The following is a 12089-nucleotide window of genomic DNA, read 5'->3' on the forward strand; positions in this document are numbered from 1 at the left end:
ACCTCGGTCAGGGGCCCGGGATCTCGTCGAGCGAGACGGGGCGGTTCTCGTGGCGGGAGAGCTCGCAGGCCTCGGCGACGCGGAAGGCCTGGAGGGCGTCCTCCACCGTGCAGGGGGAGGACAGGGTCCCGCGGGCGACAGCGGCGAAGGCCGTCAGCTCGGCGCGGTAGGCGGGCAGGAAGCGCTCCATGAAGGACCAGTGGCGAGGGCCGGACGGATAGGTCGCGCCCGGCTCGGCCGAGGTGACGGCCAGGGAGTCGTCGTAGCCGACCCCGACCGTGCCCTGGCTGCCGAGGACCTCCATGCGGACGTCGTGACCGCCGCCGTTGTAGCGGGTGGCCGAGAGCGAGACGAGCGTGTCGTCGTCGAGCGTCAGCAGGGCGGCGGCCGTGTCGACGTCGCCGGCCGCGGAGAAGAAGTCGGCACCCTTGTTGGCGCCGGTCGCGTAGACCGAGGCCACCTCCCGCCCGGTGACGAACCGGATGATGTCGAAGTCGTGGATCGAGCAGTCGCGGAAGAGCCCGCCGCTCGTGGGGATGTAGGCCGCGTGGGGTGGCGACTGGTCGTGCGTCTGTGCCCGGATGCTGTGCACGAACCCGAGCTCACCCGAGGCCACGGCCTGCCGCGCCCGCCGGTAACCGCGGTCGAAGCGGCGCTGGAAACCGACATGGACCGGGGTGGTCGTCGTGGAGACGAGCCGGGTGAGGTCGAGCGTCTCCTCCAGGGTGGCGGCGACCGGCTTCTCGCAGAACGTCGGCACGCCGGCCTCGAGCCCCATCCGGAGCAGGGGAGCGTGTCCGGGCGTCGCGGTGGCGATGACGAAGCCGTCGAGCCCCGAGGCGAGCAGCTCGGCGGGAGAAGCGGCACAGCCCACCTCGAGCTTCTCGGCGACAGCGCGAGCCGCGTCGGTGTCCAGGTCCGCGACGACGACCTCGTCGACGTCCGGCAGGTCGCGCAGGGTCTCGGCGTGGAACGCCCCGATGCGGCCGACTCCGGCCAGTCCGATGCGCATGTGTCACTCCCTCGGGATGGTCTCGGTGGTGGGTCGATCGTCCAGCCCAGCCACATGCCGTGTCAAGCAAATGTCAGAACATTCTGATGTTTGCTCAATTGCTTGACAGGGCCTCGAAACCAGAGGCATCCTCCAATCGCTGGCACTGACGCCGGACCGGACGCATCGACCGCGATGTTTTGCCACGGCGCACTCACCAGTGTGAACAGCGGCGAGCCACCACGTCTCCGGTTCGCCACAACCGCGCACTCCTCGGGCGACGACCTCGCCCCACACCGTCCGATCGGACGTGACGCAGCCAGACCCCTCCAACTGCAGACGTACCGGACGGAGCTCGGGCTGACCCGACACCCCTTCGGCCCCGCGCCGACCGCGCCAGGTGGCACACGGCATACGGGACCCACCCAGACCGACGGAACGCCGGTCACAGCACGTCGCGCTACTCGGCGACCGGCCACCGCGACGCAAGGAAAGGAATCAACGATGACTCCGACTCGCAAGAGCCTCGCGGCGTCAGCCGGCGTCGCCATGGCCGCGGCCTTCGCCCTGAGCGCCTGCAGCGGTGGTGGTGCACCAGCCGCCACGTCGACGGGTGGTGGGGGCGGAGGTGGTGGCGGCAACAGCGGCTACACCTTCGCCATGATCACCCACGAGACACCGGGCGACACCTTCTGGGACCGCATCAAGGCGGGCGCGCAGCAGGCTGCCAAGGACACCGGTGCCACCCTGAAGTACTCGTCCGACCCGGACGCCAGCAAGCAGGCGGTCCTGATCCAGAACGCCATCGACTCCAAGGTCGACGGGATCGCCACGACCCTGGTCACCCCGGACGCGCTGATCCCCACCATCAAGAAGGCCGTCGCCGCCGGCATCCCGGTGGACACGTTCAACTCGGGGATCGACTTCTTCCAGCAGGCTGGGTCACTGACCCACTTCGCCTCCAACGAGAAGCTGGGCGGCCAGGAGGCCGGCAAGCGCGCTGCCGCAGCGGGCGCCACCAAGATCCTCTGCACGATCCAGCAGACCGGTTCGGTGGCCCTCGAGGACCGCTGCGCCGGCGTCAAGGCCACCTTCCCGAACACCGAGAACCTGCAGGTCAACGGCGCCGACGACGCCGCCGTCACGACCGCCATCCAGGCCAAGCTCACGGAGGACAAGACGATCAACTGGGTCGTCACCCTCGGTGCGCCGCAGGCCCTCGACACCATCAAGGCCGCCCAGGGCGCCGGGCGCCCAGAGGTCAAGATCGGCACCTTCGACACCAACCCGGACGCGGCCCAGGCGGTCCAGGACGGCAAGATCCAGTGGTTCATCGACCAGCAGCCCTACCTGCAGGGCTACATGGCCATCACGCAGCTCTACCTCTTCAAGAAGAACGGCAACGTCCTCGGTGGCGGCCAGGCCGTGCTGACCGGCCCCTCGTTCGTCGACAAGACGAACATCGCCCAGGTCCTCCCGTTCATCAAGCAGAACACCCGCTAACCGCCTCCAGGGGGCCGGGTCCGTGAAGGGCTCGGCCCCCGCCGAACAGCACTGGAGCTGTCATGAGTAGCACCCCCGTCAAGACGGACCCGTCGCCCTCGGCCCCCGCCGACGCCTCCAACCGGGTCACCCTGGGCTGGTCGAACCGGCTGCTGGCACGACCCGAGATCGGCGCCCTCGTCGCGGCGATCGTCATCTTCATCTTCTTCCTCATCGTCGCGCCGGCCTTCCGCACCCCGGCATCGTTCTTCACCGTCCTCTACCAGTCCTCGACCATCGGAATCGTGGCCGTCGCAGTCGGCATGCTGATGATCGGCGGCGAGTTCGACCTCTCCGCCGGCGTCCTGGTCACCACCGCAGGGCTCTTCAACGCGATGTTCTGCTACCAGCTGGGGATCAACCTCTGGGTCGGCGCCATCCTCTCGCTCGTGCTCTGCCTGGCGATCGGCTTCCTCAACGGCTACCTCGTCATGAGGACCGGGATTCCGAGCTTCCTCATCACCCTCGGCACGTTCTTCGTCCTGCAGGGCGCCAACCTCGGCGTGACCAAGCTCGTCACCGGGTCGGTGTCGAGCCCCAACATCAACCAGATGGCGGGCTACGACTCCCTCAACTGGATCTTCGCCAACGAGTGGCAGATCGGCTCGGTGACGCTCTCGATCACCGTCATCTGGTGGTTCCTCTTCGTGGCGCTCTCTGCCTACGTGCTCCAGCGCACCAGGATCGGCAACTGGATCTTCGCCGTCGGCGGCAACGCCGCCTCGGCCCGCGCGGTTGGTGTGCCCGTCACCCGGGTCAAGGTCGGGCTCTTCATGACCGTGAGCTTCCTCGGCTGGTTCGCCGGGATGCACTACCTGTACAACTACAACACGCTGCAGGCGGGCAACGGCGTCGGCAACGAGTTCCTCTACATCATCGCCGCGGTCGTGGGCGGCACGATGCTCACCGGCGGCTACGGCAACGCCATCGGCGTGGCCATCGGCGCCTTCATCTTCGGCATGACCAGCCTCTGCATCGTGTACGCCGGGTGGGACCCGAACTGGTTCAAGGCCTTCCTCGGCGTCATGCTCCTGCTCGCCGTCATGGTCAACCTCTACGTCAAGCGACTCTCGACCGCCCGGAAGGCGAGCTGACATGACCGACACCCTGCACGACCACGCCGATCCCGAGCTGTACAAGGGTGAGCCGCTCGTCGAGATGATCGACATCGGCAAGACCTACGGCGCGATCCGCGCGCTCAAGGGCATCAACCTGACCGTCAACGCTGGCGAGGTCACCTGCGTCCTCGGCGACAACGGCGCCGGCAAGTCGACCCTGATCAAGATCATCTCCGGGCTGCACCCGCACAACGAGGGGACGATGAAGGTCGACGGCAAGGAGGTCTCGTTCTCCTCACCGCGCGACTCCCTCGGGCACGGCATCGCGACCGTCTACCAGGACCTCGCGGTCGTGAGCCTCATGGAGGTCTGGCGCAACTTCTTCCTCGGCTCCGAGATGGTCGCCGGCGGGGCGCCCCTGGCGCCGCTGAAGATCAACGACATGAAGCGCATCGCCGACGAGGAGCTGCGCAAGATGGGGATCGTCGTCAAGGACATCAACCAGCCCATCGGCAACCTCTCCGGCGGCCAGCGCCAGTGCGTGGCCATCGCCCGCGCCGTCTACTTCGGCGCCCGCGTGCTCATCCTGGACGAGCCGACCGCGGCCCTGGGCGTCAAGCAGTCCGGCGTCGTGCTGAAGTACACGGCGGCGGCCCGGGACGCGGGTCTCGGCGTCGTCTTCATCACCCACAACCCGCACCACGCCTACCTCGTCGGCAACCACTTCGTCATCCTCAAGCTCGGCCAGGCCGTGCTCGACAAGAAACGCTCCGAGGTGGCCCTCGACGAGCTCACCCGCCAGATGGCCGGCGGCGACGAGCTGACCGAGCTCTCCCACGAGCTGCAGAAGTGAGCGAGGTGGCGTCATGAGCGTCGCCGTCGCCCACCACACCCGTAGCTCGAGTGATCTCGCGCTCGAGGAAGGAGCCCGCCAGGCGGCATACCGAGGGACGCAGCTCGTCGTCATCCACGTGGTGGAGTCGCTCGACAACGACATCGCCGAGGCCAACCGGGCGGGCATCTCCGATGCGGTGGAGAAGGTCCTGCGCGACGCGTCGCTGCCCGAGGTTCGCTGGGACGTCCACGTGGTGGCCGGCGGACGGGACACCGGCGATGTGTCCGCAGCCCTGCTGCGGGCTGTCGGCGAGCTGCGACCCGAGCTGCTCGTCATCGGGGCACGGCGTCGTTCCCCCGTGGGCAAGGCGTTCCTCGGGAGCATCACACAGAACCTCATCCTCGATGCCGAGGTGCCGGTGCTCGTCGTCAAGAGCCCGAGATGAGGGACGAGCCGGTGTACTGACATGAGCACATTCGCGCATGGGGTTGGCACGTCGATACCCTGCGGCCATGTCCAAGCCCGTTGACGTCCGCATCGACCGCGAGACGCCGATCCCGCTCTACCACCAACTGGCCGAGCAGCTGAACGCGGCGATCGCCAGGGGCGAGCTGCAGCCGGGGGACCCGTTCGAGAACGAGGTCGCCATGGCCGACCGGCTCGGACTCTCCCGGCCGACGGTGAGGCGGGCCATCCAGGAGCTGGTTGCGCAGGGTCTGCTGCTTCGTCGGCGAGGCCGAGGCACGACCGTCGCGGGGCGTCAGATTCACCGGCGCGCCGAGCTGACCAGCCTCTACGACGACCTGCGCCGCGATGGGTCTGGGGACCCCCGCACCGTGGTGCTGACGCACGAGGTGACGACGGACGAGGTCGCCGCAGCGGCCATGGGCCTGGCCGCTGACACCCCACTGCTTCACCTGGTCCGTCTCCGGCTCGACGGGGACCGGCCCCTGGCGATCCTGCGCAACTGGCTCCCGCCGGCCTACTCCGACCTCGGCCGTGAGGATCTGGAGCGGGACGGGCTCTACGCCCTGCTGCGCTCCCGTGGAGGCAAGCCGGTTGTCGCGCACCAGCGCATCGGGGCCCGACAGCCCTCGGCCCCGGAACGCAGGCACCTCGACCTCACGCCGTCCCAGCCGGTGCTGACCATGTCACGCACGGCGTTCGACGGTGTGGGCGCCCCGGTGGAGTACGGCGACCACTGCTACCGCGCCCAGGACTACTCCATCGAGGTCATGCTCGACGAACGCTGACCGGTCCATCGTGCGCGGGCAGCACGGACTGGAGAACCGTGGTGTCGACGGCGTAGCCGCGGCGGGCCACGTCGAAGGGGAACTGGCCAGCAAGGGCGCGGATGCTCGGCGAGCCGGCGCCCTGCCACTGCGGCCAGACGAGTCGGAGGTGGCTGCCGACCCGTACTAAGCCGTGTCCCCCGGTCGGTCCTGCCTCACCCGAACACGCTGTCGACGACTTCGACACGTCGGACCGAGAGCGACACGCTCCCTCGCGCGCGAGCTGGGCGGCTTCGCCTGCGAGTATGCCGGTCGGCGGCCCTCCAGCAGCTCTAGCCTTGTCCTGTCGCTCGGGGAGGTGGTGTGGTGGCTGCGCAGCAACGGGAACCGGTGGTGGTCGTCGGCGCGAGCATGGCGGGCCTGCTTGCGGCGCGCGCGCTCGTCGAGCAGGGCACCCCGGTGACCGTGATCGACCGCGACGACCTGCCCCTGGCCGCGACGCCGCGGGCGCGCGTGCCGCAGGGGCGCCAGCTGCACATCCTGCTGTCGGCCGGCCTCGAGCAGCTGCGGGCCTGGTTCCCAGGCATCGAGGAGGAGCTGCAACACCTTGGCGCGGCCCGCGTCGACGGCTTCGGCGCGTGGATCCACCAGGGCGGCGCCTACCGCGCCCGTGGCGAGCTCGGCCGTCCGGGGCTCAGCCTCACCCGTCCGCTGCTCGAGCAGGTGGTTCGGCAGCGGGTCGCCGCCCTGCCCGGTGTCAGCATCGAGGCGGGCGCCACCGTCGAGCGGGTCGAGGTGACAGGACGCCGTGTGACCGGCGTCGTCGTGGACGGCCACGTCCGCGCGACCGAGCTGGTGGTCGACGCTTCCGGGCGCAGCTCGGGGCTCGCCCACGAGCTCGCCCGCGACGGAGTGCTGGACCCGCCGGTCACGCACGTGGGCATCGACATCGGCTACGTCTCCTTCTTCCTGCGCCGGTCCCCAGGGGACTTCGAGGGAGACGTGGCCATCGTCATCGGCAACCCGGGCACCTTCCGCAGCGGGGCTGCGCTACCGGTGGAGGGCGACCGGTGGAACGTGATGCTCTCCGGCGTCCATGGCGACGCCCCGCCGTCGACCGCAGAAGGCGTCGCCGCCTTCGCCCGCAGCCTGTCCAGCCCGACCATCGCCCAGCTGATCGAGCACTGCACGCGCGTGTCGGACATCGAGAGCTACCGCTTCCCCTCGAGCCGGCGGCGGCACTACGAGCGCGTCACCGAGCTCCCCGGCGGGCTCGTGACCGTCGGGGACGCCGCCTGCAGCTTCGACCCGGTCTACGGGCAGGGCATGACCTCGGCCGCTCTGCAGGCAGCCGCTCTCGGGCGAGCCGTTGCCCGGGTGGGGCTCAGCGCACCCGACCTGCCCAAGCGCTTCCATCGCCACGCGGCCCGCATCATCGACGCCCCGTGGCGTATCGCCGTCGGCGGCGACTTCGGCCACCCGGAGACGGTGGGTCCCAGACCGCTGGGGACGACGCGGCTCAACGGCTACACGGCCCGCGTGATCCAGGCTGCGCATGCGTCGCTGCCCGTGGCCCGGGTGTTCAACCGGGTGCTCCAGCTCGAGGACCCACCCCTGGCGCTCTTTCGCCCCGACGTGGTCGCGCGCGTCCTGACGGCCTCACGACATTCACCCGCGGTGACCGGTGCGGCGGTGCAGCATCCTCGGGTCGGGCCGCTGCCCCCATGCCCGGATCTCCCGCACTGAGGCGCTGTGGGGCTGCAGGCGCAGCGGCTGCTGGACGGCGGCTGTCGCCCGGCCGATCCCGGTGACCGCGGGCAGGCGGCGGTCGCGTGGACCGAGCACGACGAGTGCTGTGGTCCACGCGACCGCTTGTCAGGCGTATCGGGGCTCGACCGGGCCCGACGGGGCTACGGCGTCACGCTGTAGATCCGGGTCGCCCAGTTGATGAGCGGAGCGCGGGTCCCGCCGCAGGTCATGTCCGTGCGGAACTGGGAGAACGTGCACCGGGACTGGATGTACTCCGTGGCCATGAAGACGTCGGAGCCGTTCGTGACGGCCGCGCTGTAGTCACCCCAGCGCGGGCGCAGCGTCTGTCCCGGGTCGAGGAAGGCCGTGTACTCGCTGAAGCCGTCCTGCGGTGCCCGCCCGAGTCCGCCGATCTGCACGTCGCCGGGCCCGTCGCTCCCGAACAGCGTGTAGGCGGCAGTGGGGTAGTAGTCGTGACCCACGAGCGTGAACGCCATCGCGCCCGTGCCGTCCGGCAGCACGGCGATGGCCGGGTAGTTCACGTTGTTCTCGGCGACGCCGACGTAGCCCTGCCGGGCGACATTGGAGGACCCTGCCGTCGTGCCCGGCTTCACGGCGAACCAGGCGATGCCCGCCTGGAGCGACCCGTCGACCCGCATGACGGTGTCGAGGGCGCCGTACAACCGGCCACCTGAGTAGTAGACCTGCTGCATGCGGCTGTCGTTGCTGTCCAGCTGCCCCTCCGACTCGTGCCGCGGGGGAGTGACGCCGACTCCGAGGACGTCGTTGCAGTTGACGAGGACGCAGTCCCGCAGGGGGACCGGGCCGGGCTTCTGCTCGGACAGCGGCGGGACGCCGTACACCTCGGAGTGCACCAGCCCGCGCTGCAGCTGCAGGTCGGGTCGACGGTCGGTGATGGTCTCGGTGTTCGTCACCGACCACACGCCGATCCGGTCGGCCATGCCGGTGAACCGGCGCGGCTGCGCCTCCTCGCCGGCGACCGAGCTCAGGAAGTACTCCGTGCCGCCCTGTGCCGTGGCGTAGTGCGAGTCGGGGACCTGCGCCGGCCACACGGTGAAGCCGGGCACCTTCGAGTCACCGGAGGGCAGGAACGTGTTCTGGAAGTGGACGACGTTGATGCGTGACGTCCCCGACACCAGCGCTGCCTTGTCGAGTGCGTAGATCTGGGCACCGTTGAAGTTGTTGCCGTAGAGGCCCGGGGCGTCGGTGAACGGGTACTCGTTGGTCGTCAGGAAGACGGCGTGGGCGTCGGACCCGATGTGCGGGTAGTCGCCGATGCACGGGCAGTCCGTGTGCTTCGGCGTGCCCCGCGTGCCGTCGTCCTGGACGGGAAGGCGGTAGATGTCCCACCGGCCGGTGGGATCGCTCGTGCGGCTGACGGCCAGGTCGAGGTGGTTGGGTCCCAGGAACGCGCCCGTCTCCGGGTCGACTTCGAGGGTCAGCACGACGAGGAAGAACCGGCCGCTTCCGTGGTCGTATACGCACGTCGGGTCGGTCAAAAAGGGACCGGTTAGGCCCGTGGTGCGGTCGATCTGCGCCGGGTAGCCGTAGAAGCTGTTGAGGTCACTGACCGCGGTCGCTGCCGACCCGTTGGTGCGATACACCCGCACGACGTCGTTGACTGCTTCGACGACGTAGCTGTTGCCGACGCAGAGGCCCTGGTCGGGCGGCTCGACCGAGAACTGGTTGCCGCCGTTGGCGTAGCGCTGGTCGAAGCCGTCGAGCCCCAGCCAGCTGCGGTTAAGACCTTCCGACCCGTCGACGGTGGTGGGAGCCACGACCGGTGGGCGGAGCATGTCCACCGAGCGGTTCTTGCCGCGTGGGCCCTTCGAGTGGCTTCGCATCGCGCTCGAGTCGCCCTCCGGGCCCTCGCCGGGGGGCAGCTCGTGAGCCTGCACCCCGCTCGGCTGGCCGGCGGCCCGTGACGCCGGGAACGAGACGCTGGCGTTCTTGGTGATGGTGCGCAGCAGACCCTGCGGCGCCGTCTGCGCGGCGTTCGCCGTCGTCGCAGCCGTGGCTGCCCGAGCCGCGTCCGAGGCCACGCTCGCGGCCGACTGACCACCGAGGACCATCGCCGCGACGGCGACACCCAGTGCCACCAACCGGCCCCGAGCTCGGGGCCGAGCCTTTCCGTGCATGATTCCCCCTCTGCAGAAAACAGGTTCGTGACGGCCGCTCCGGACCGACGACGCCGCCCTGCGCGGCTTTCTCAGTGTGCTCCTCGAATTCCCTCAGGAAGCCCAAAGCGCTTGTGCCGTTTGCGAATACGCGAGGACGTGGACGCCTGCTCGCAGGTCCGGACCTCTTGGTGCGCTGCGCCGTTTCACGGACCTTGGCGTGAAATGTCAGACAGCGCCTAGGCGAAATTCCCGACGTTCCGGACGGCGGATACCAGGACAGTCCGGTTCAAGCTCCGGCGTGTCTCGGTCGCACGAGCGGAGACCGCAAACCGCCTACGGAGACGTGCGGCTCCTGTTTCACTTCGTGCATGCTCGTGATGCTTGCTTGTGGGGCGCTGCTGCTCATCGCGGCCGCTGCTGCGTGGCGCTGGCGCGGCTACTCGCTGACGGTCCCGGCGTGGGCACGGGACGAGCAGGCCGGCCCCGCGGGTCGGGCGCAGGCACTGGTGTGGTTCGTGGCGGTGGCGCTGCTCTGCGGCCTGGCGGTCGGGGTGTTCGTCATCGGCCCCGCCGGTCGCCTGGCCATGCGACTGCTGGCAGCCACGTCGGCCGATGCGCAGGGCCGGATCACCGAGGCGGAGCAGGTGGTCGGTCAGATCTCACTGACCGGCACCATCGGGTTCATGCTCTTCGTGGGTGTGCCGTTCGGCCTGGCTGCGGGCCTCGCGTATGCGCTCGCCTCGTTCGTCGTGCCCCGCGGTCTGGTCGGGGGAGCGGTCTTCGGGGCAGCTGCCCTCGTGCTCGTCGGTGCCACCGTGGACCCCTTGCGCGGCGACAACCCAGACTTCGCGATCGTGGGGCCGGGCTGGCTGAGCGTCGTCATCTTCTTCCTGATGGCCGTCCTGACGGGAGCGATCACTGCTCCCGTGGCCGGGCGGATCGCGGCCGCGGTCGGCAGGCCGACCCGGTGGTGGTGGCTGTGGCTGCTACCGCTCACCCTGTTCGCGACCGCAGCGCTGACGGTGGTCTCGGTCGCTGCCGGGGTCGTCGTCGTCGGCTGTCTCGTGCTGCTCGCGGCTCTGGTGCTGCCGCGCTGGTCGGGAGCCGTGCGGCGCCGCGCCGCCCGCGCCGTACAGGGGATCGTCGCGGTCGCGGTGCTCGTGAGCGTCCCGGGGTTCGTCTCAGCCCTGGCGGCCATCGTCGACTGAGTCAACCCCGCGGCGGGACCGGCGAGCTCGCCGGAGCGATCACGCGACCGGGCTGGCCCCGAGGGTGACGGAGGCGTTGTGCTGGCTGCCGTCCTGGCTCGTCCAATCGATGGCGACACTGTCACCGGGGTTCGCTCCGACGAGCGCCGAGGACACGTCGTCCGGTGAGGTGACGGCTCGACCGTCGAGCCTGGTGATGACGTCGCCCGCCTGCAGGCCCGCCTCGGCTGCGGCCGCGCCGCTCAGGACACCACTGACCTGCGCGCCGGGCGTCGTGACGGGGCCGCCGTAGCCGTCGCCGCCGTATCCGACGGCGCTGCCGACCTCGACACCGAGGAACGCGGCCGGGCCGATGCGCACGGTGGTGGTCTCATGGCCGGACTGGATCTGGCGCGCGATGGTCAGAGCGCGCGCGATCGGGATGGCGTAGGCGTCGGGCCTCCCCCCGGAGGAACCAGCAGTGTCGATGCCGACCACTTCGCCCTGTGCGTCGAACAGCGGCCCGCCCGAGTCGCCGGCTTGCACGTCGGCGTTGGTCTCGAGCATGCCGTCCAGCGTCTCGGGTGAGGTGCCGTCCTCGGAGGTCGCGGTGACCGAGGCGTCGAGCCCGGTGATCTCCCCGTCCGCCGCGGTCAGCGTGCCGGTGCCGCCGGCGTTGCCGACCGCCGTGACCTCCGCACCCACGCCCACGCCGTCGGTGTCGGGCGTGATCGTCGTCAGCCCGGACGCGCCGGTGAGCTGGATGAGCGCGACGTCGTGCGCCTCGTCGGTTCCCACGACGGTCGCCTGGTAGGTCGTGCCGGTCGCTGCGACCGTGACCCGGATCGAGCCGGCGCCATGCACCACGTGGTAGTTCGTCAGCACCTGGCCGCTGGGGGTCAGCACCATGCCGGTGCCGGCGGCGCGGCCGTTCTGGTACGGCAGCACCGTGTCGATGAGGACGACGCCCTGGGACTCGGCGGAAGTCGCCTGCTGTGATGCCGCGCCCGCCCCCGGAGCGCCGAGGCCTCCGGAGCCGTATGCGGATCCCGACCCCCAGGACTGGCCGCCGGAGTCGGCCTGTGACGAGGACCACCCCTGCCAGTCCTGCACCATGGTGCTGTGCGCAGCACGGGAGGCGGCCAGAGCCGGTGAGGCCGCCAGCCCGAGGGACAGCGCGGCGATCGCGGCCAGCGTGCCACGTCGGAACCGCTTGCTGTGTGTGGAGGATCCGGGGGTGTTGTCAGGCGATTCCGTGGCCGAGCCCGTGTTGACCGAGGTGTCCATCTGCGCTTCCTTACGCTTCGTAGCTGTATGCCTGGGATCAGTGGACCGCCCGCGGTGATGAGCGTTC

General features: G+C 70.0%; 10 protein-coding genes. 7 read left to right on the plus strand and 3 right to left on the minus strand.

Features of this window, described 5'->3' with window-relative positions:
- Window positions 1–7 precede the first annotated feature (7 nt).
- Window positions 8–1012 (minus strand): Gfo/Idh/MocA family protein, encoded by a 1005-nt coding sequence (locus tag ABD194_RS16215; protein WP_343993206.1) that lies wholly within the window; start codon window positions 1010–1012, stop codon window positions 8–10.
- Window positions 1013–1495: 483 nt separating this feature from the next.
- On the opposite strand from ABD194_RS16215, the gene ABD194_RS16220 reads away from it, so the two are divergent.
- The 6 genes from ABD194_RS16220 to ABD194_RS16245 all read left to right on the plus strand — a co-directional run bounded on the left by ABD194_RS16220 (window position 1496) and on the right by ABD194_RS16245 (window position 7404).
- The gene (locus ABD194_RS16220) at window positions 1496–2494 is read left to right on the plus strand and encodes a substrate-binding domain-containing protein (RefSeq protein ID WP_343993208.1); all 999 of its coding nucleotides are present in this window, start codon (window positions 1496–1498) and stop codon (window positions 2492–2494) included.
- 62 nt (window positions 2495–2556) lie between these two features.
- Window positions 2557–3627 (plus strand): ABC transporter permease, encoded by a 1071-nt coding sequence (locus ABD194_RS16225; RefSeq protein ID WP_343993210.1) that lies wholly within the window; start codon window positions 2557–2559, stop codon window positions 3625–3627.
- Window position 3628: 1 nt separating this feature from the next.
- Window positions 3629–4444: an ATP-binding cassette domain-containing protein gene (locus tag ABD194_RS16230; protein ID WP_343993212.1), complete on the plus strand. Its 816-nt coding sequence runs from the start codon at window positions 3629–3631 to the stop codon at window positions 4442–4444.
- 13 nt (window positions 4445–4457) lie between these two features.
- Window positions 4458–4871, plus strand: coding sequence for a universal stress protein (locus ABD194_RS16235; protein ID WP_343993216.1), 414 nt, complete (start codon window positions 4458–4460; stop codon window positions 4869–4871).
- Between the two features lie 67 nt (window positions 4872–4938).
- Window positions 4939–5679 carry a GntR family transcriptional regulator gene (locus ABD194_RS16240; RefSeq protein WP_343993218.1) on the plus strand — a complete coding sequence of 247 codons (741 nt, stop codon included), beginning with the start codon at window positions 4939–4941 and terminating at the stop codon, window positions 5677–5679.
- Window positions 5680–6024: 345 nt separating this feature from the next.
- The gene (locus tag ABD194_RS16245; protein ID WP_343993220.1) at window positions 6025–7404 is read left to right on the plus strand and encodes an FAD-dependent oxidoreductase; all 1380 of its coding nucleotides are present in this window, start codon (window positions 6025–6027) and stop codon (window positions 7402–7404) included.
- 164 nt (window positions 7405–7568) lie between these two features.
- Here the strand turns inward: ABD194_RS16245 and ABD194_RS16250 are convergent, their stop codons facing one another.
- Window positions 7569–9527, minus strand: coding sequence for a hypothetical protein (locus ABD194_RS16250; protein ID WP_343993222.1), 1959 nt, complete (start codon window positions 9525–9527; stop codon window positions 7569–7571).
- A 389-nt stretch (window positions 9528–9916) separates the two neighbouring features.
- Here ABD194_RS16250 and ABD194_RS16255 point away from each other — a divergent pair, with 389 nt between their 5' ends.
- Window positions 9917–10756 carry a hypothetical protein gene (locus tag ABD194_RS16255; RefSeq protein ID WP_343993224.1) on the plus strand — a complete coding sequence of 280 codons (840 nt, stop codon included), beginning with the start codon at window positions 9917–9919 and terminating at the stop codon, window positions 10754–10756.
- Window positions 10757–10795: 39 nt separating this feature from the next.
- On the opposite strand, the gene ABD194_RS16260 is transcribed toward ABD194_RS16255, so the two are convergent.
- On the minus strand, window positions 10796–12022 hold the full coding sequence (locus ABD194_RS16260; RefSeq protein WP_343993226.1) for a S1C family serine protease: 1227 nt from the start codon (window positions 12020–12022) through the stop codon (window positions 10796–10798).
- Between the last annotated feature and the right edge of the window lie 67 nt (window positions 12023–12089).

The organism is Terrabacter terrae (assembly GCF_039529575.1).
In the GTDB taxonomy this organism is placed as follows: Bacteria; Actinomycetota; Actinomycetes; order Actinomycetales; family Dermatophilaceae; genus Terrabacter; species Terrabacter terrae.